Genomic DNA, 16,642 nt, shown 5'->3' on the forward strand with positions numbered 1-16,642 from the left:
GGCTCAGCGCGATACCGGGCGCTTGCCCAGCTTGCGCTGCAGCGTGCGCCGGTGCATGTTGAGCGCGCGCGCGGTCGCCGAGATATTGCCGCCATGTTCGTTCAGCACGCGCTGGATATGCTCCCATTCGAGCCTGGCCACCGACAGCGGCACCGGCTCTTCCATCGCGGCTTCCGCCGCATCTTCCGAGATGCCCGCCATCAGGGCGGTGAGGATCGAATCCACGTTTGCGGGTTTGGCCAGGTATTCGTCGGCCCCTTGCTTGACTGCGGCCACCGCGGTGGCAATGCTCGCGTAGCCGGTCAGGACGAGGATGCGCGCGTCCGGCAAGGCCTGGCGCAGTGGCCCCACCAACTGCAGCCCTGATTCGGCTGCCGCCGTGCTGCCCGCTTCGGGCGGCGGGCCGAGGTGCAGGTCCAGCGTGACGTATGCAAACGCCGTGCGCGCGGCCAGCGCCAGCGCCGTGCTGCTGTTGTGCGCAACTTGCACGGCGTAGCCGCGGCGCGTCAACGCGCGGGCCAGCGTGCCGGAGAAGACGGCATCGTCGTCGATCACCAGGAAGGGCGTGCCTGCCGGTGCGGTCGATTCGGGAACCGGGTGGTGGGTAGCGGTCATGACGGATTGACGGCAAGGGAAGGGGAGGCCGGCACGCGCAGCTCGGCGATGGTGCCGCCGCCAGGGCGATCCTGCCAGGCGAGCCCGCCGCCCATCTGCCGCGCGCCGCTCTGCGCCAGGTACAGGCCGATGCCCTGGCCGCCATGCGGGCTGGCCACGGGTGCCTCGCCCAGTTGCGCGCGCAGTGCCGCCGGGATGCCGTCGCCGTGGTCGCTGACGCGGAACGCGAGGCCGCCCTGCACGAGCGCAATCTCCAGTTGCAGCGGCATTTGCCCGTGGCCGGCGGATTGCTGGCTGCGCGCGGCGTTGTCGAGCAGGATGGTCAGGATCTGTCCTACGCGGGCGGGCTCGATGGCCATTGCGCCTGCCTGTGGCGTGGCACTGGCCTGCAGCGTGGCATTGGGGTGGCGCAGTTGCCAGCGTTCGGCGAAGCTGCCCAGCCAGGCGTCGATGCGCTGGAGCTCCAGCGTGGCCGGATCCTCGCGCAGGCGCGCCAGGATGGTGCGGCACAGTTCCAGCTGCTGCTCCATGGTCAGCAGGTCTGGGAGGTAGTCAGCCACAGGCGTGGCGCCGCGCGCGCGGTCCGACGCATCGCCGCGCAGTTCGCCGGCAATGACGGCCAGTGTCGCCAGCGGTGTGCCGATCTCATGGGCGACGGCTGCGGCCTGCGCATTGAGGTCTTCCACGCGCGCTTCGCGCAGCAACTGCTCGCGCGCGAGGTGGAGTTGGGCTTCGCGCTGGCGCAGCACGCCCGAAAGCCGTGCCACAAACAGCGCGATCATCACCGCGCTGGCCACAAAGTTGAGCCACATGCCGGCGAGGTGGTAGTTCACCGCCTTGTCCGGATCGTGCAGGTCCAGCGGCAGGTATTCGAACAGCAGTACGGTGTAGCAGGCCAGTGCGTAGCACGCGAGCGCCACCACCTGCCGCCACGGCAGGATGGCCGCGGCAATGGCCAGCCCGGGCAGGTAGAACGACACGAAGGGATTGGTGGCGCCGCCCGTATAGAACAGGATCGCGGACAGCGCCGTCAGGTCCACGAGCAGCTGGCCCATCAGCTCGGCTTCACCGGGCGCCGTGCCGTGTGCGGTGTGCAGCCGCAGGCGCAGGCCGGTCAGCACATTGAACAGCGCCTGCAGCGCGAAGACCACCAGCAGCGGGTTGGTCGGCAGCGCGACGCCGATGACCGGCTCGCACGACAGCAGGCCAATCGCCTCCCCGGCCAGCAGCGCCCAGCGCAGCCAGAACAGCCGGCGCAGGCTCACCAGGCTGGGGCGCGCGGCGGGGCCGGCCGGAAGCGGCGGTGAAGCGGTGAAGGCTGGTGGGCGGGTCACGGCGGGAGCGGCATGCATGCCGCGAGTGTATCAATGCGGCCCGCGGGCGCCGGCATGTGCGACACCTTGCCGCATTGGTCGACTGGCGCAGGCGCTGCCAGACTATCCGGTTATCTGCGCCGCCGCCGGCACCCGTCGGCCGTGGCATGGTCTAATGTCTGCTTTCTGGAGAGCGTTACATGCAAGCCAAATTCCGCGCGGCCACGCTGGCCGCATCGTTCGCCATGCTGGCCTCGGGCGCCGCGCTGGCGCAGGTCGACGTCAGCAACGCCTGGGTGCGCGGTACGGTGCCGGCCCAGACGGCGTCGGGCGCCTTCATGGTGCTTCACGCACATGAGAATGCAAAGCTGGTTGGCGTGTCGTCGCCGGTCGCGGTGGCCGAGCTGCACGAAATGAAGATGGAAGGCAACGTCATGCGCATGCGGCAGATCCAGTCGCTGGACCTGCCGAAGATGCAGGCCGTGGAACTCAAGCCCGGCGGCTACCACGTGATGCTGATGGACCTGAAGTCCCAGCTCAAGAAGGGAGACACCGTGCCCATCACGCTGAAGATCGAGCAGGGCGGCAAGGTGATCGAGCAGAAGGTCAATGCCGAAGTGCGCGACATGACCGCCAGCGCCGCGAACCAGGGCGGCCACGGCGATCACAAGCACTAAATCGATCGGGCTGTGGGGGAATCGATGGCCAACAAGCAGCTCGGTACCCGCCAGAAGCTCGTGTTCCGCGGCGGCACGGGCTTGCAGCCGTCGCCGCACGGCAAGGGGCCGGTCCGCAAGTCCGGCCCGCCGCAGACTGGCGGCAAGGCACCGTCTCCGCGTCAGCCGCGCAAGCTGATTGACTCGTCCGATTCCTGACTGGCCGCGGCGGCCCGCACGCGTTCGCGCAGCCAGGTGTGGCCCGGGTCAGCGTCCGTGCGGTCGTGCCAGATCATGCTGAAGGTGAAGTCTTCGAGTCCGAACGGCGGATCGAACACCGCGTAGCGCGGGTCTGCTTCCAGCGCAGCCAAGCTGCGGCGCGCCGTGGTCAGGACCAGGTTGGTGCCCGCGATCAGCGCCGGCGCCACGCTCCAGTGCGGCACTACACAGGCGATCTTGCGCCGTCCCCCGAGTTTGGCTACCGCTGCGTCGATGGCATCGACGCGCTCACTGTGCGTGGCCACCAGCACATGCGAACGCGCCAGGTAAGCCACCTGGTCCAGCCGGCCGGTATCACGAACGGTGGCCGCATCCACGGCGCAGGCGTAGCGTTCCTCAAACAGGGCAGCCATGCGCACGCCTTCCGGCTGCTGCGTGAAAACGCCCAGCGCCATGTCGATCTCGCCGTCGGCCACCTGCGCCGTCATGGCTTCGCGGCTGGCCTGCGTCACGACCAGGTCGATGTTCGGCGCGGCCTTGCGCACCGCGCGCAGCAGCCGCGGCAGCACCACCAGCGCGCCGTAGTCGGACATTGCCAGACGGAACGTGCGGCGCGCCGTGGCGGGTTGGAATCCGCCGGGCCCGAGCAGGATGCGCACCTGCGCCAGCGCTTCGGCCAGCGGTCCGGCAATTTCGTGGGCGCGGGCGCTCGGTACCAGGCCACCCTTGCCGCGTACCAGGATGGGGTCATCCAGCAGTTGGCGCAGGCGCCCAAGGGCGTGGCTGACCGCCGGCTGGCTCAGGTGCAGGCGCAGCGCGGCGCGGGAAATATGGCGTTCGGCCAGCAGCGCTTCCAGCACCACCAACAGGTTCAGGTCGATTCCGCGTAAAGTATTCATGCCACAAATATTAAACGTATGAAATCAGAATTGGAAATTCATTCTGCGATATTTCACACTGTCAGGCATCGAATATTGCCTTACGGAGCGTCCCATGTCAGGCACGACCTTGCCTACCAACCTCCTTCTTCCCCTCGCCACCGCCGTGCTGGCCGGCGCGGCCATCCCGCTCCAGGCGGGCGCCAACGCCACGCTGGGCCGGGCGCTGGGGCATCCGTTATGGGCAGCCGTGGTGTCGCTGCTGGTCAGCCTGGCCGCCATCCTGCCGCTGCTCTGGATGCTGAAGGTGCCGTTGCCTGTGCTTCCGCTGACCGGACGCCTGCCGGTCTGGATGTGGATCGGCGGGGTGCTCGGTGTCTTCTATATCACGGCGGCGCTGCTCATGGCGCCGCGCCTTGGCGCCAGCGGCTTCATCGCCGCCGTGGTCGCGGGGCAGGTGGCGTCCGCGCTGCTCGTCGATCACTTCGGGCTGGCAGGCTTCGCCGTGCGCGCATTGACACCTGCGCGGGTGGCCGGCGCGGCGCTGATCCTCGCTGGGATGGCGGTGATGCAGTGGAGCGTGGCGCATGAGGCACGGCCTCACGCTGCAATGCCGCTTCAATCCGGTGCCTGAGCGTCCGCTTGTCGCCTTTGCAGGCAGGCCGGGCACAGGCAATGCTGGTTCGGCACGATCCTGCGCGCGGGCAGCAGCGGCTGGCTGGCACACCAGCATTCGGGCAGCCCGGCCACGTAGCCACAGACGAAGCCCGCGCCGCACTCGCTGCAGTGTTCCACGGGCCGAAGCTGGCCGGTGAGCACAGTGGACGGGTCGGTCATCGCAGGCTTCCCGGCCTGTCATCGTCCTGACCGTCCTGGCCCAGGCGGCTCATGGCCGAGCGCATCAGCCGCATCTGCGCGCTGAAGCGCGTGCAGGCGCCGCAGATCATCAGGTGGCTGCCCACGCGCAGGCGCTCGGTCCAGCTCAGCGGGCGGTCCATTCCCTTCATGGTCAGGTGATGGACCTCCTCGCAGTTGGGTAGCAGGCGGCGGGAGCGGGACGAATCGGGCATGGGTTCCTTGAGAGCGGTTCAGCGCGCCTTGCCGGCACCGGGCTGCTGCCCGAACCAGTTCAGTTCCAGGCATTCGCGCAGGCGCATGCGGGCGCGGTACAGGATGACCCAGACATTGGTCGCGCTGACCTGCAGATCCTGACAGATTTCTTCGGTCTCGAGCTCCAGCCATTCCCGCATCATGAAGACACGCGCCGTTTTGGCGGGCAGGCGGTCGACGCAGGCCTGCAGGACTTCGAAGAACTCGCGCCGTTCCAGCGTCCGGTCGGGGCTGCCCCAGTCGGACGGCATGTCCTGGTAGTGGCCGTTGCGCGTGAAGAGTGCGTCGAAGGCGTCCTGCTCGGACTGGGTCTCGCCGTCCTCGTCGGCGGCCAGCGCCAGCCGCACCTCGCGCCGGCCGCTGCGCAGCAGGTCGATGATCTTGTGCTTGAGGATGCCGATCAGGTAGGTCTTGAGCCCCGACTGGCCGGCAAAGCGCTCCGGGTGTTCCAACGCCGCCAGCAGGGTTTCGGACACCGCGTCTTCGGCCAGCGCCTCGTCACGCAGCTGCAGCCGGGCGAAGCGCAGCAGGTGGGGGCGCAGGGCCTGCAGGTCGGCGGTGTCGTGGGGCATCGCGGCGAAGGGGCGGAGAAGGGCGAGGAACGCTCGGGGCCTGTTGCGCAAAGATGACGCTGGCGGGCACGTGTCGTGCGCCACGCGGCGCATCGGCCCGGCTTGTGCCCGGCCCCTGGGGCCCGGCGCCCGCGCACCTCGCGGATTCTTGTAAAATCGGCGCCTGCCGTGGCCCTATGGTGCACTTTCGGGCGATCCCCGCGAGTTTCCCCGCCAGGTCTGCGGCAGATTTGCCATCATACCTGTTGAATCTCACGGATGTCCCCAGCCATGAACGCCGACAACCCCGGACCTGCCGCAACCGCGGTGGCCGCCATCGCCCCCGCCCTCAAGGCCGAGATCCTTGCCGAGGCGCTGCCCTATATCCGCAAGTTCCACGGCAAGACCATCGTGGTCAAGTACGGCGGCAATGCCATGACCGAGGAAAAGCTCAAGCACGGCTTCGCGCGCGACGTGATCCTGCTGAAGCTGGTGGGCATGAACCCGGTGGTGGTGCACGGCGGCGGCCCGCAGATCGATGAAGCGCTGAAGAAGGTCGGCAAGGTCGGCACCTTCGTGCAGGGCATGCGCGTGACCGACGAAGAGACCATGGAAGTGGTCGAGTGGGTGCTCGGCGGCGAGGTCCAGCAGGACATCGTGATGCTGATCAACCAGTACGGCGGCCAGGCCGTGGGCCTGACCGGCAAGGATGGCGGCCTGATCCGCGCCAAGCGCCTGCAGATGCCCGACCGCGAGAATCCGGGCGCCTTCATCGACATCGGCTACGTGGGCGATATCGAGGCGATCAACCCGGCCGTGGTCAAGGCGCTGCAGGACGATGCCTTCATCCCGGTGATCTCGCCGATCGGCTTCTCCGACGATGGCCAGGCCTACAACATCAACGCCGACGTGGTCGCCGGCAAGATGGCCGAGATCCTGAAGGCCGAGAAGCTGGTGATGATGACCAACATCCCCGGCGTGATGGACAAGAAGGGTACCCTGCTGACCGACCTGTCCGCGCGCGAGATCGAGGAGCTGTTCGCCGACGGGACCATCTCGGGGGGCATGCTGCCGAAGATCTCGTCGGCACTCGACGCCGCCAAGAGCGGCGTGCATTCGGTGCACATCATCGACGGCCGCATCGAGCATTCGCTGCTGCTGGAAATCCTGACCGAACAAGCGTTCGGCACCATGATCCGCTCGCACTGAGCGGCATCCACGGGGCGGCGCCCGCCTGGCGCGCCGTCCGCTGTCTTCTCCCCATTGCCATCCCACCAGTCCGGCGTGCCTTCCAGTCTTCCCACTTCGCGCCGCATCCAGGCGCGCCTGCGCCGGCGTCCGGCTGGCGACCAGTCCGGCGACACGGTGTGGCTGTTCGACCTGGACAACACGCTGCACGACGCCTCGCACGCCATCTTCCCGGCAATCAACCGGCTGATGACCGCCTACGTGGCGCGCGTGCTCGGCTGCGACGAGGCCACCGCGAGCCGCGTGCGCGTGGACTACTGGCAGCGCTACGGGGCGACGCTGCTCGGCATGATCCGGCACCACGGCGTGGACCCGGCGGATTTCCTGCGCGCCGCGCACGAGTTCCCGGAACTGGCCGGCATGGTACGTGTGCGGCGCGGGCTGGCCGCGCACCTGCGCCGGCTGCCGGGGCGCAAGATCCTCGTCACCAATGCGCCGCAGGCCTATGCGCGCGCAGTGCTGGACATTGCCGGCATCGGCCATTGCTTCGAGCGCGTGGTGGCGATCGAGCAGATGTGGGTGCACGGGCACCTGCGCCCCAAGCCTGACCGGCGCATGCTGCGCCGCCTGCTGGTGCAGACCGGCATTGCGCCACACAGGGCGGTGTTGGTCGAAGACACGCTGTCGCATCTCAAGCGCTACGCCGGCACGGGCATCCGCACCGCCTGGGTGACGGGCTACCTGCGCACGATCGCGCCGTCGCGTCCGCACGCGGTGCCCGTGCCGGAGACGGCCGGCAGCCGCCGCGATGCGGCGGTGCGCTTAACGCTCGATGCCGAGGACCGCCGGCACGCCAGCCATGCCGCGCAGGAACATTCGGTGACGCTGGTTGCGGCCGAATCGCAGGTCCCTCCGGCGGCGGGCGGCGCAGCGCTGTCCCCGCAGTCGCAGCCCGATCACGCACCGCGCGTCCGGGCGCGTGTGCCGAAGCGGCCGGCCTATGTGGACATAAAAGTACAATCGATGCATCAACTACAACGAAGATTGCGGAGAACCGGGTCATGACGGAAAGCAATGGAACCCCGCCGGAAGCGCTCCTGCCGGACGGGCAGGATGCAGCGGCGGCCAGCGAAAGCACGCCGCCGGCGCGCAAGCGCCCGCGGCCGGGCGAGCGACGCGTCCAGATCCTGCAGACGCTGGCGGCCATGCTCGAGCATCCGCGCGGGGAAAAGATCACCACTGCTGCGCTGGCGGCGCGCCTGAGCGTGTCGGAGGCGGCGCTGTACCGCCATTTCGCCAGCAAGGCGCAGATGTACGAAGGCCTGATCGCCTTCATCGAACAGACCGTGTTCGGCCTGATCAACCAGATCACGACGAACGAAGAGCACGGCCTGCGCCAGGTGCAGGCCATCGTGCGCATGCTGCTGTCGTTTGCCGAGAAGAACCCGGGCATGACGCGCGTGCTGACCGGCGAGGCGCTCGTGGGCGAGCATGAGCGCCTGCAGGACCGCATCAACCAGATGGTCGACCGCATCGAGGCCTCGTTGCGCCAGTGCCTGAAGATGGCCGTGACGCAGGGCGCGTTCCCGGCCGATGCCGATATCGCGCTGCGCGCCGCGCTGGTCATGGCCTACGTGCAGGGCCAGTGGCACCGCTATGCCAAGAGCGGCTTCCGCAAGTCGCCGGGCGAGCGCGTGGACGCGCAGCTGCGCGTATTGCTCGGATAGCCTGCTGCGTCACGCCGGGCCAATTGCTCTATAATTGCCCGGTCGCGCCGATTTGATGACTGGCTTGCGGGCGCGCGGCAGCCGGATGGTCCGAGGATTTTCCGACTGCGAATATAAATGCGGCTAAAGAGGTTGGGTCGGCGCCCCCAGGCAGGTTCGGGATCCACGCCGGCACGCGGAACACCGCGAATGCCCGACTTGGCTGCGACGCTTCATACGCACTGCCGGTCGGGTTTTTTTATGCCCGCTTTACGCGGGTCGATTCCATGACAGATGTCGCCTTGCCGCCTGCCGCACTCGCGCTGCCGAACGATTCCGTCGGTGTCGTCACGCCGCAGCGCATGCATTTCCAGGAGCCGCTGAAGCTGCGCAACGGCTCGTCGATCGCCGGCTACGACCTGATGGTCGAGACCTACGGCACGCTCAACGCCGACCGCTCCAATGCCGTGCTGGTCTGCCACGCGCTGAACGCCTCGCACCACGTGGCGGGCGTCTACGCGCATGATCCGCGCGACGTGGGCTGGTGGGACAACATGGTGGGCCCGGGCAAGCCGCTGGATACCAACCGCTTCTTTGTCATCGGTGTGAACAACCTGGGCTCGTGCTTCGGCTCCACGGGGCCGATGAGTACGAACCCCGCCACGGGCGAGCCCTATGGCGCGATGTTCCCGGTGGTGACCGTGGAGGACTGGGTCAACGCGCAGGCGCGCGTGGCTGACGCGTTCGGCATCACGCAGTTCGCCGCGGTGATGGGCGGCAGCCTCGGCGGCATGCAGGCGGTGGCCTGGAGCCTGATGTACCCGCAGCGCCTGCGCCACTGCATCGTGATCGCGTCCACGCCCAAGCTGTCGGCGCAGAACATCGCGTTCAACGAAGTGGCGCGCAGCTCCATCCTGTCGGACCCCGACTTCCACGGCGGCAACTACTACGCGCATGGCGTGAAGCCCAAGCGCGGCCTGCGCGTGGCCCGCATGATCGGCCATATCACCTACCTGTCGGATGAGGACATGGCCGAGAAATTCGGCCGCGAGCTGAAGTCCGAGGACATCCGCTTCTCGTTCGACGTCGAGTTCCAGGTGGAGAGCTACCTGCGCTACCAGGGCGACAAGTTCGCCGAGTACTTCGACGCCAACACCTACCTGCTGATCACGCGCGCGCTGGATTACTTCGACCCGGCGCTGGCCTATGGCGGCGACCTGACGCGCGCGATGGCGCAGACGCAGGCCAGCTTCCTGGTGGCGAGCTTCAGTACCGACTGGCGCTTTGCCCCCAACCGCAGCCGCGAACTGGTCAAGGCGCTGCTCGACAACAAGCGTCCGGTCTCGTACGCCGAGATCGACGCGCCGCACGGCCACGACGCTTTCCTGCTGGACGATCCGCGCTACCACAACCTGATGCGCGCCTACTACGACCGCATCGCAGAGGAGATCGGCGCATGAACGCCCTCGCCAATCCGAACATCCTGGCGCTGCGGCCGGACTTCCGTGCGATTGCCCGCTGGGTCGAACCCAAGTCCACCGTGCTCGACCTCGGCTGTGGTGACGGCAGCCTGCTGCGCGTCCTGCAGGACGAGCTCGAAGTGCAGGCCTACGGTATCGAGATCCGCGACGAAGGTGTGCTGGCGTGCGCGCAGAAGGGCGTCCATGTCATCCAGCAGAACCTGGAGGGCGGACTGGCGCTTTTCGAGGACAAGAGCTTCGACACGGTGATCCTGTCGCAGACGCTGCAGACCATCCACAACACTGCGCAGGTGCTGCGCGACACGCTGCGCGTCGGGCGCGAATGCATTGTCTCGTTCCCGAACTTCGGCTACTGGCCGCACCGCCTGTCGGTGTTCCGCGGGCGCATGCCGGTATCGGAATCGCTGCCGTACCAGTGGTACGACACCCCGAACGTGCGGGTGCTGACCATCAGCGACTTCGAGGCGCTGGCACCCAAGGTGGGCCTGCGCGTGCTCGACCGCGTGGTCATGCATGAAGGCATCACCGTGAACTGGGGTGTGAACTGGCGCGGCAGTCTTGCCGTGTACCGGGTCTGCTCGGCCTGACCGGACTGGCGTCAGGGGGCTGACGCGGTCTCGATCAGGTGGTCGACGAAGGCTCTGACCTTCGGCGGTACGTGCCGGGTGGGCGTGTACACCGCGTAGGCGGTACCCACATAGGGCTCCAGGATGTCCCAGTCATCCAGTACTGTGACAAGCCGCCCGGCCGCCAGGCCGTCCGCGGCGGAAAAGTCGGGCACCAGTCCGATGCCGGCGTCGCGTTCCACCATGGTGACGATCGCCACGCTGTTGTTGAGCGTGAAGCGCGGCGGGATGCGCACGGTGACGTCATCGCCCGAGGCCTTGTGCCGCAGGGACCAGCGCTCGCCGAAGGCGCCATAGCCCAGGTACAGGCAGCGTGCGTGCGGCAGGTCCGCCGGCTTCGCCGGCGCGCCGTGCTGGCGCACCCATGCCGGTGAAGCCACCAACTGGTAATGCACGTCGCGCAGCGGCCGCGCTACCAGGCCCGGCGGCAGCTCGCGCGCAATGCGGATCGCCACGTCCAGCCCTTCTTCCACCAGGTCGACCATGCGGTCGGCCAGCGTCAGCTGCAGCTCCAGCGCCGGGTAGCGCGCGAGCAGCGCGGGCAGGCGCGGTGCCAGCCAGGCCTGCCCGAACACGACCGAGGCGCTCACGCGCAGCACCCCGTGCGGTTCGCCGGCATGGTCGGTGCCAAGCGCAGAGACCTCGCGCGCCGCTGCCGTCATGCGCGCGCAGGCCGCATAGACGGCGTGGCCCAGTTCTGTCAGCGCAAAGGCCCGCGTGGTGCGCTGCAGCAGGCTGGCACCCAGCGTGGCTTCCAGCCGCGAGACATGTCGGCTGACTGCGGACGGGGTCATGCCCAGGTCCTGCCCGGCGGCGGAAAAGCTGCCGCATTCCACCACGCGTGCAAAGACCGCCATGGCATTCAGTGGGGGTGCCTGCATCCGGCTCTCCGCTTTCTTTGACGTGTAGTCAAATATTAATTGAGTATCTTCCAGATTGTTGATCTCAGAGCGTGATGGAACAATGCCTTCATGGATTTACCGGAACCGGAGCATTTCATGGCATCTCAACAAGCGGGCGCTGGCGGTACCTGGCGCATGGTCGCCGCGATGGCGCTGTCGGGCACCATTGGCTGGTTTGTGGTCACGAGCGGCCAGCCGACCATCGATGTGGTGTTCTTCCGCTGCCTGTTCGGGGGCGCATCGCTGCTGGGCGCGCTGACACTGCAGCGCGGCTGGGTCCGGCTGGACAAGGCGCAGCTGGGCTGGTTGGCGCTGGGCGGCGTTACGCTGATCCTCAACTGGCTGTGCCTGTTCTCGGCCTATGCCTACAGCGGGATTTCGATTGCCACGGTGGTCTATCACACCCAGCCGTTCTTCCTGCTGATCCTGACGGCCTTGTTCCAGCGCGAGCCGTTCCCGTTCGGCCGGCTGCCATGGCTGGTGCTGGCATTCGCGGGCGTGATGCTGATCACCGGCCTGGAACACGGCGCGCAAGGCATGTCCATGCTGGCCGGGATCGGGCTGGCCATGCTGGCGGCGCTGCTGTACGCCGTCACCACCATGGCCACGCGGCGGTTGCAGGGCATCCCGCCGAGACAGATCGCCGGCCTGCAGATGGTGATCGGCGTACTGATGCTGGCGCCACTGGCGCATCCGGCCGTGGCCACCTTCGATGGGCGCGCCTGGGGTGCCCTGCTGGCGCTTGGGCTCGTTCATACCGGGGTGATGTACACGCTGCTGTATGGCGCCTTCCAGCGGCTGAGCGTGGTGTCGATCGCGACGTTGTCGTTTGTCTACCCACTGGTGGCCATCATCATCGATGTGGCGGTCTTCAATGTGGTGTTGGGGCCGCTGCAACTTGCCGGCATGGCGCTCGTCCTGCTGGGCGTGATCGCCAACCAGCTTGGCTGGAGCGTGCCGTTGCGGATACGCGCCAAGGGCTGATTGTGGATATGCATTGACGCCGACCCTGACTATGGTTAGTGTAGGCAGGTGATCGAACGACCGTGCTATTCGCCATGACCTCCGCGCTCCAGACTGTTACCGCCGCTGCCGCCGGCACGCTGCTTCATCCCTTTGACGACGCGCTCGTGCTCGAGCCGGCCAGCGAGCATCGCTTCCTGGGCCGTACCACGCCCGAATACTGGAACATGATCGGGCCGTTCGGCGGCATCACGGCGGCCACGCTGCTGCAGGCGGCGCTGCAGCATCCGCAGCGACTGGGCGATCCACTCGCGCTGACAGTGAACTTCGCCGGGCCGATTGCCGAAGGGGCGTTCGAGATCGAGGCGCGTCCGACGCGCACCAACCGTTCGACCCAGCACTGGCAGATCGAGCTGCGCCAGGGCGATGCGGTGGCCACCACGGCCACCGCGGTGTTCTCGCTGCGGCGCGAGACATGGTCATGCGATGAGGCCGTGCGCCCGGAGGCGCCGCCGGCGAACGAAGTGCCGGCCATGGCCGGGTTTGCGCCGGTGCGCTGGCTCAAGTCCTATGACATGCGGCCATTCCGCGGCGCCAGGCCGGCGACGGAGCCGGGCACGGAGCATCCCGACAGCCTGACGCAGTTCTGGCTGCGCGACGAGCCACCGCGCACGCCGGATTTCGCGGCCGTGGCGGCCTGGTGCGACAGTTTCTATCCGCGCATCTTCCTCAAGCGCGCCGGCTTCGTGCCCGCCGGTACCGTGTCGCTGACCACGTACTTCCACGCCGACGCGGCTACGCTGGCCGCCCTCGGCGACAGCCACGTGTTGTGCAGCGCCCAGGCGCAGGTGTTCCGCCAGGGCTTTTTCGACCAGAGCGCGCAGGTCTGGAGCGCGGGCGGCGAGCTGCTCGCCACGTCGCACCAGATCGTGTACTACAAGGAGTAGGAAAAGTTCGCGGGATGAGGCTCAGGCGATCGCTTCGCGCGCCTGGGCCTCGTAGCGATGGACGGTGTGGCGCATGGCCCAGAGCAGCAGCACGCCGGGCAGCGCCACCAGCACCGTGCCCAGGTAGAAGGGCGCCCAGCCCCAGGCTTCCACCATATATCCGGACGTCGGCCCGACATAGACGCGGCCGACCGAGGCCAGCGCCGACAGCAGCGCGTACTGGGTCGCCGAGAACGAGCGGTTGCACAGCGTCATCAGCAACGCCACGAATGCCGCCGTGCCCATGCCGCCGCAGAGGTTCTCGACCGCGATGGTGGCACCCATCGACCACAGGTGCGGCGGCGTGACCGACAGGATCCAGTAGCCCAGGTTGGACACCGCCTGCAGCACGCCGAACAGCATCAGCGAACGGTACAGCCCCAGGCGCACCATCAGCGTGCCGCCGAACAGCGCGCCGACGATCGTCGCGGCCAGCCCCAGCGTCTTGTTGACGATGCCGACCTCGCCCGCGGAAAAGCCGACACCGCGGATCAGGAAGGTCGTGGACAGGCTGCCGGCAAAGGCATCACCGAGCTTGTACAGCACGATCAGCAGCAGCAGCCACCATGCGCCGGGCCGCGAGAAGAAATCGCGCAGCGGGCCCACGATGGCTTCTTCGAGCGAGCGCGGCGCGCGCGCCGGCACGTCGGGCTCGGGTGCCCACAGCAGCGTGACGATGCCAACGCCCATCAGCGCGGCCATCAGCAGGTACATCTGCGGCCAGCCCATCACGCGGTCCGCCAGCCACAGCGCGAGCCCGCCGGAGACCAGCATCGCCAGCCGGTAGCCCAGCACCTTGACGGCCGCGCCGGCACCACGCTCGGCCGGGCGCAGCACGTCGGTGCTGTAGGCATCGAAAACGATGTCCTGCGACGCCGACAGGAATGCGACCAGCGTGGCCAGGGCCGCCAGCGTCCAGAGGGCTTCACGCGGCGGGCAGAACGCCATGGCGGCGATGCCGAGCACCAGGCCAATTTGCGTGACCAGCAGCCAGCCCTTGCGCCGGCCCATGAGCGGCGGCGTGTAGCGGTCCATCAGCGGTGCCCACAGGAACTTGAAGATGTAAGCCTGGCCCACCAGCGAGAAGAAGCCGATGGTCTTGATATCGAGCCCTTCCACTGTCATCCAGGCCTGCAGCGTGCCGGACGTGAGCGCCAGCGGCAGCCCGGAGGCGAAGCCCAGCGCCAGCATGGCGCCGATGCGGCGGTTGCGGAAGATGTCGAGGTAGTCCTGGAAATTCATGGATGGCATGGGCGGATGGCGCCGCGCGGCTGCGTGGGCGCCGTGTATTATTGCATCACCCGTTTGCCCGCTCCTTGCCCGACTGCCCCCGGCTTACCCTACCGCCCCCCAAGGAACCGAACATGTCCCGCCGCCTGCCAGGTGTTCCGCGTCCTGTCCTGTCCCGACTGGCCTGTGCGCTGTCCGTGGGCGTGGCAATGACGACGGCGCCGCTGGCGCTGGCCCAGCAGGATGGCGGCCAGGAAGATGGCATCCGCTTGCAGCGTGGCGGTTCCTCGGTGCGCAAGATCGTGCCGGTCGAGGTCATCGAACAGCAGGCCGCGCAGGAGTATGAGCAGATCAAGCAGGAAGCGATCGCCAAGCATGCGCTGGCCGGCGACGGCAATACGCAGCTGCAACGCCTGCGCGCCATCGGCAAGCGGCTGTTGCCGGAAACCGCGCGCTGGAACGAGCGCGCGCGCCAGTGGCAGTGGGAGATCAACCTGATCGGCTCGAAGCAGGTCAATGCCTTCTGCATGCCGGGCGGCAAGATCGCGTTCTACACCGGCCTGCTCGACCAGCTCAAGCTGACCGACGACGAAATCGCCATGGCCATGGGGCACGAGATCGCGCACGCGCTGCAGGAGCACGCGCGCGAGCGCGCTGCCAAGTCGGAGATCACCAACCTTGGCGCCAATGTCGTCTCGCAGCTGTTCGGCTTCGGCAATCTAGGCAATATGGCACTGGGCACCGGCGCGCAGCTGCTGACGCTGCGCTTCTCGCGCGCGGACGAGAGCGAGGCCGACCTCATCGGCATGGACATCGCGGCACGCGCCGGCTATGACCCGCGCGCCGCCGTGACGCTATGGCAGAAGATGGCCAAGGTCACGCAGTCCGGCGCCGACTTCCTGTCCACGCACCCGTCGGGACGCACCCGCATTGCCGATCTCGAAAAACACATGCCGGAGGTGCTGCCGCTCTACGCGCGTGCCATCAACACCACGGTGGACCGGCTGCCGCCGTACCGCGCCAATATGGCCAACCTTGGCGATGCGCCGGTCGATGCCGGCGACGACGACCGCCAGCGGCCGCTCAAACGTTAATCGATTCCGCGGACAACAAAAAAGCCGGCAATGCCGGCTTTTCTGCTTCAGGGGAAGAGCGGTCAGGCCTGCAGCCCGGTAGCCTCATCGGCACCGACATGCACGTTCATGCATTGCACCGCTGCGCCGGCCGCGCCCTTGCCCAGGTTGTCCAGGCGCGCGACCAGGTTCAGGCGCTCGGGCGTGCCGAACACGAACAGGTCGACCCGGTTGGTGTCGTTGTTGGCCTGCACATCGAAGAAGCCGTCATCGAGATTGGCGTCGCTGTTGTACGGCAGCACGCGCACGAACTGCTCGCCTTCATAGTGCTTGCGGTAAATGTCGACGATCTGCTCCGGGCTAACCTTGCGCGCGAGGCGGTCGGCAAAGACCGGCACCGTCACCGCCAGGCCCTTCAGGAAGTTGCCAACGATCGGGTTGAAGATCGGGTCTGCCGCCAGGCCGCCCTGCACGCGCATCTCGGGCAGGTGCTTGTGCTGCAGGCCAAGCGCGTACGGACGCGGGCTGTGCAGCTTCGGGTTACCGCCGGCCTCGAAGTCGGCAATCATCTTCTTGCCGCCGCCGCTGTAGCCGGTCAGCGAGAACGCAGACACCGGGTAGTCGCGCGGCAGCACGCCCGCGTCCACCAGCGGGCGCACCGCCATCACGAAAGCGCTGGCGTGGCAGCCCGGCACGGCGATGCGCTTGCTCGCGCGGATCTTCTCGCGCTGGCCGCGCACCAGTTCCGGCAGTCCGTAGGCCCAGTTGTCGGCGGTGCGGAACGCCGTGCTGGCGTCGATCACGCACGTATTCGGATTGGTCACCAGCGACACGGCCTCGCGAGAGGCCACGTCCGGCAGGCACAGGAAGGCGACATCCGCGGCGTTCAGAAAGCGTGCGCGCTCAGCCGGATCCTTGCGCTTGTCGTCTGCAATGCGCAGCAGTTCCACGTCGGAACGACCGGAAAGATAGTCAAGCAGCCGGAGACCGGTGGTGCCTTCCTGACCATCGACGAACACTTTGAAAACCATGGCGGACTCGCTCTTTGAAATGCGGGAATGCGAAATATCTCCTGCCGGGTGCAGGGGCGAACCTGCATTGTAGCGGGCTTGGGGGTCAGTCGCAGGGGAATACACCGATTGATT

At 67.6% G+C, this 16,642-nt stretch carries 20 protein-coding genes; 11 read left to right on the forward strand and 9 right to left on the reverse strand.

Going from position 1 to position 16,642, the window contains the following annotated elements; all coding sequences use genetic code 11:
• Window positions 1-3: 3 nt before the first annotated feature.
• On the reverse strand, window positions 4-615 hold the full coding sequence (locus tag LDO29_RS18020) for a response regulator transcription factor (protein WP_224081166.1): 612 nt from the start codon (window positions 613-615) through the stop codon (window positions 4-6).
• A complete protein-coding gene (locus LDO29_RS18025) occupies window positions 612-1,967 on the reverse strand; it encodes an ATP-binding protein (RefSeq protein WP_224081167.1) in 1,356 nt (451 codons plus the stop codon). Before LDO29_RS18025 ends, LDO29_RS18020 begins: the two co-directional genes overlap by 4 nt.
• Before the next feature lie 161 nt (window positions 1,968-2,128).
• Between LDO29_RS18025 and LDO29_RS18030 the strand changes: the two genes are divergently transcribed.
• Window positions 2,129-2,605: a copper chaperone PCu(A)C gene (locus LDO29_RS18030; RefSeq protein WP_224081168.1), complete on the forward strand. Its 477-nt coding sequence runs from the start codon at window positions 2,129-2,131 to the stop codon at window positions 2,603-2,605.
• A gap of 24 nt (window positions 2,606-2,629) precedes the next feature.
• Window positions 2,630-2,803, forward strand: a complete 174-nt coding sequence (locus LDO29_RS18035) for a hypothetical protein (protein WP_224081169.1) — start codon at window positions 2,630-2,632, stop codon at window positions 2,801-2,803.
• Here the strand turns inward: LDO29_RS18035 and LDO29_RS18040 are convergent.
• Complete coding sequence (locus LDO29_RS18040) at window positions 2,767-3,702, reverse strand: LysR family transcriptional regulator (protein WP_224081170.1); 936 nt, start codon at window positions 3,700-3,702, stop codon at window positions 2,767-2,769. The genes LDO29_RS18035 and LDO29_RS18040 overlap by 37 nt on opposite strands.
• Before the next feature lie 94 nt (window positions 3,703-3,796).
• Between LDO29_RS18040 and LDO29_RS18045 the strand changes: the two genes are divergently transcribed.
• Window positions 3,797-4,315, forward strand: a complete 519-nt coding sequence (locus tag LDO29_RS18045) for a DMT family transporter (protein ID WP_224081171.1) — start codon at window positions 3,797-3,799, stop codon at window positions 4,313-4,315.
• Here LDO29_RS18045 and LDO29_RS18050 read toward each other — a convergent pair.
• Genes LDO29_RS18050 through LDO29_RS18060 form a run of 3 tightly spaced genes read right to left on the reverse strand, consistent with a single transcriptional unit; the run spans window position 4,300 to window position 5,363 of the window.
• Complete coding sequence (locus tag LDO29_RS18050; RefSeq protein ID WP_224081172.1) at window positions 4,300-4,518, reverse strand: cysteine-rich CWC family protein; 219 nt, start codon at window positions 4,516-4,518, stop codon at window positions 4,300-4,302. The genes LDO29_RS18045 and LDO29_RS18050 overlap by 16 nt on opposite strands.
• Entirely contained in the window at window positions 4,515-4,751 is a 237-nt protein-coding gene (locus tag LDO29_RS18055) for a zf-HC2 domain-containing protein (RefSeq protein ID WP_224081173.1), read from the reverse strand. The genes LDO29_RS18050 and LDO29_RS18055 overlap by 4 nt, the downstream gene beginning before the upstream one ends.
• An 18-nt stretch (window positions 4,752-4,769) precedes the next feature.
• Window positions 4,770-5,363 (reverse strand): sigma-70 family RNA polymerase sigma factor, encoded by a 594-nt coding sequence (locus LDO29_RS18060; RefSeq protein WP_224081174.1) that lies wholly within the window; start codon window positions 5,361-5,363, stop codon window positions 4,770-4,772.
• Between the two features lie 270 nt (window positions 5,364-5,633).
• Between LDO29_RS18060 and argB the strand changes: the two genes are divergently transcribed.
• The 5 genes from argB (at window position 5,634) to metW (ending at window position 10,304) form a co-directional block, all read left to right on the forward strand.
• The gene (gene argB / locus LDO29_RS18065) at window positions 5,634-6,551 is read left to right on the forward strand and encodes an acetylglutamate kinase (protein ID WP_224081175.1); all 918 of its coding nucleotides are present in this window, start codon (window positions 5,634-5,636) and stop codon (window positions 6,549-6,551) included.
• A 75-nt stretch (window positions 6,552-6,626) separates the two neighbouring features.
• Window positions 6,627-7,595: a pyrimidine 5'-nucleotidase gene (locus LDO29_RS18070; RefSeq protein WP_224081176.1), complete on the forward strand. Its 969-nt coding sequence runs from the start codon at window positions 6,627-6,629 to the stop codon at window positions 7,593-7,595.
• Entirely contained in the window at window positions 7,592-8,257 is a 666-nt protein-coding gene (gene slmA / locus LDO29_RS18075; RefSeq protein WP_224081177.1) for a nucleoid occlusion factor SlmA, read from the forward strand. The genes LDO29_RS18070 and slmA overlap by 4 nt, the downstream gene beginning before the upstream one ends.
• Before the next feature lie 266 nt (window positions 8,258-8,523).
• A complete protein-coding gene (gene metX / locus LDO29_RS18080) occupies window positions 8,524-9,696 on the forward strand; it encodes a homoserine O-succinyltransferase MetX (protein WP_224081178.1) in 1,173 nt (390 codons plus the stop codon).
• Window positions 9,693-10,304 (forward strand): methionine biosynthesis protein MetW, encoded by a 612-nt coding sequence (metW, locus tag LDO29_RS18085; RefSeq protein ID WP_224081179.1) that lies wholly within the window; start codon window positions 9,693-9,695, stop codon window positions 10,302-10,304. Before metX ends, metW begins: the two co-directional genes overlap by 4 nt.
• 11 nt (window positions 10,305-10,315) lie before the next feature.
• On the opposite strand, the gene LDO29_RS18090 is transcribed toward metW, so the two are convergent.
• The gene (locus LDO29_RS18090) at window positions 10,316-11,224 is read right to left on the reverse strand and encodes a LysR family transcriptional regulator (protein ID WP_224081180.1); all 909 of its coding nucleotides are present in this window, start codon (window positions 11,222-11,224) and stop codon (window positions 10,316-10,318) included.
• Between the two features lie 117 nt (window positions 11,225-11,341).
• Here LDO29_RS18090 and LDO29_RS18095 point away from each other — a divergent pair, with 117 nt between their 5' ends.
• Together LDO29_RS18095 and LDO29_RS18100 are read left to right on the forward strand one after the other, a co-directional pair.
• Entirely contained in the window at window positions 11,342-12,229 is an 888-nt protein-coding gene (locus LDO29_RS18095) for a DMT family transporter (RefSeq protein WP_224081181.1), read from the forward strand.
• Window positions 12,230-12,303: 74 nt separating this feature from the next.
• A complete protein-coding gene (locus LDO29_RS18100; protein WP_224081182.1) occupies window positions 12,304-13,155 on the forward strand; it encodes an acyl-CoA thioesterase in 852 nt (283 codons plus the stop codon).
• Between the two features lie 21 nt (window positions 13,156-13,176).
• Here the strand turns inward: LDO29_RS18100 and LDO29_RS18105 are convergent, their stop codons facing one another.
• Window positions 13,177-14,436, reverse strand: a complete 1,260-nt coding sequence (locus LDO29_RS18105; RefSeq protein WP_224081367.1) for a muropeptide transporter — start codon at window positions 14,434-14,436, stop codon at window positions 13,177-13,179.
• Window positions 14,437-14,558: 122 nt separating this feature from the next.
• Between LDO29_RS18105 and LDO29_RS18110 the strand changes: the two genes are divergently transcribed.
• On the forward strand, window positions 14,559-15,518 hold the full coding sequence (locus LDO29_RS18110) for a M48 family metallopeptidase (protein ID WP_224081183.1): 960 nt from the start codon (window positions 14,559-14,561) through the stop codon (window positions 15,516-15,518).
• 62 nt (window positions 15,519-15,580) lie between these two features.
• Here the strand turns inward: LDO29_RS18110 and argC are convergent, their stop codons facing one another.
• Window positions 15,581-16,528 carry an N-acetyl-gamma-glutamyl-phosphate reductase gene (argC, locus tag LDO29_RS18115; protein ID WP_224081184.1) on the reverse strand — a complete coding sequence of 316 codons (948 nt, stop codon included), beginning with the start codon at window positions 16,526-16,528 and terminating at the stop codon, window positions 15,581-15,583.
• Window positions 16,529-16,642: the final 114 nt, after the last annotated feature.

The sequence above is a fragment of the Cupriavidus laharis genome, from assembly GCF_914271435.1.
Taxonomy (GTDB): domain Bacteria; phylum Pseudomonadota; class Gammaproteobacteria; order Burkholderiales; family Burkholderiaceae; genus Cupriavidus; species Cupriavidus laharis.

Coding starts and splice junctions, on each gene's coding strand:
- LDO29_RS18020 (WP_224081166.1), bottom strand. CDS start 615: ATGACCGCTACCCACCACCCGGTTCCCGAATCGACCGCACCGGCAGGC.
- LDO29_RS18090 (WP_224081180.1), bottom strand. CDS start 11,224: ATGCAGGCACCCCCACTGAATGCCATGGCGGTCTTTGCACGCGTGGTG.
- LDO29_RS18055 (WP_224081173.1), bottom strand. CDS start 4,751: ATGCCCGATTCGTCCCGCTCCCGCCGCCTGCTACCCAACTGCGAGGAG.
- LDO29_RS18030 (WP_224081168.1), top strand. CDS start 2,129: ATGCAAGCCAAATTCCGCGCGGCCACGCTGGCCGCATCGTTCGCCATG.
- LDO29_RS18110 (WP_224081183.1), top strand. CDS start 14,559: ATGTCCCGCCGCCTGCCAGGTGTTCCGCGTCCTGTCCTGTCCCGACTG.
- metW (WP_224081179.1), top strand. CDS start 9,693: ATGAACGCCCTCGCCAATCCGAACATCCTGGCGCTGCGGCCGGACTTC.
- LDO29_RS18060 (WP_224081174.1), bottom strand. CDS start 5,363: ATGCCCCACGACACCGCCGACCTGCAGGCCCTGCGCCCCCACCTGCTG.
- metX (WP_224081178.1), top strand. CDS start 8,524: ATGACAGATGTCGCCTTGCCGCCTGCCGCACTCGCGCTGCCGAACGAT.
- LDO29_RS18045 (WP_224081171.1), top strand. CDS start 3,797: ATGTCAGGCACGACCTTGCCTACCAACCTCCTTCTTCCCCTCGCCACC.
- slmA (WP_224081177.1), top strand. CDS start 7,592: ATGACGGAAAGCAATGGAACCCCGCCGGAAGCGCTCCTGCCGGACGGG.
- LDO29_RS18095 (WP_224081181.1), top strand. CDS start 11,342: ATGGCATCTCAACAAGCGGGCGCTGGCGGTACCTGGCGCATGGTCGCC.
- argB (WP_224081175.1), top strand. CDS start 5,634: ATGAACGCCGACAACCCCGGACCTGCCGCAACCGCGGTGGCCGCCATC.
- LDO29_RS18100 (WP_224081182.1), top strand. CDS start 12,304: ATGACCTCCGCGCTCCAGACTGTTACCGCCGCTGCCGCCGGCACGCTG.
- LDO29_RS18040 (WP_224081170.1), bottom strand. CDS start 3,702: ATGAATACTTTACGCGGAATCGACCTGAACCTGTTGGTGGTGCTGGAA.
- argC (WP_224081184.1), bottom strand. CDS start 16,528: ATGGTTTTCAAAGTGTTCGTCGATGGTCAGGAAGGCACCACCGGTCTC.
- LDO29_RS18025 (WP_224081167.1), bottom strand. CDS start 1,967: ATGCATGCCGCTCCCGCCGTGACCCGCCCACCAGCCTTCACCGCTTCA.
- LDO29_RS18035 (WP_224081169.1), top strand. CDS start 2,630: ATGGCCAACAAGCAGCTCGGTACCCGCCAGAAGCTCGTGTTCCGCGGC.
- LDO29_RS18050 (WP_224081172.1), bottom strand. CDS start 4,518: ATGACCGACCCGTCCACTGTGCTCACCGGCCAGCTTCGGCCCGTGGAA.
- LDO29_RS18105 (WP_224081367.1), bottom strand. CDS start 14,436: ATGAATTTCCAGGACTACCTCGACATCTTCCGCAACCGCCGCATCGGC.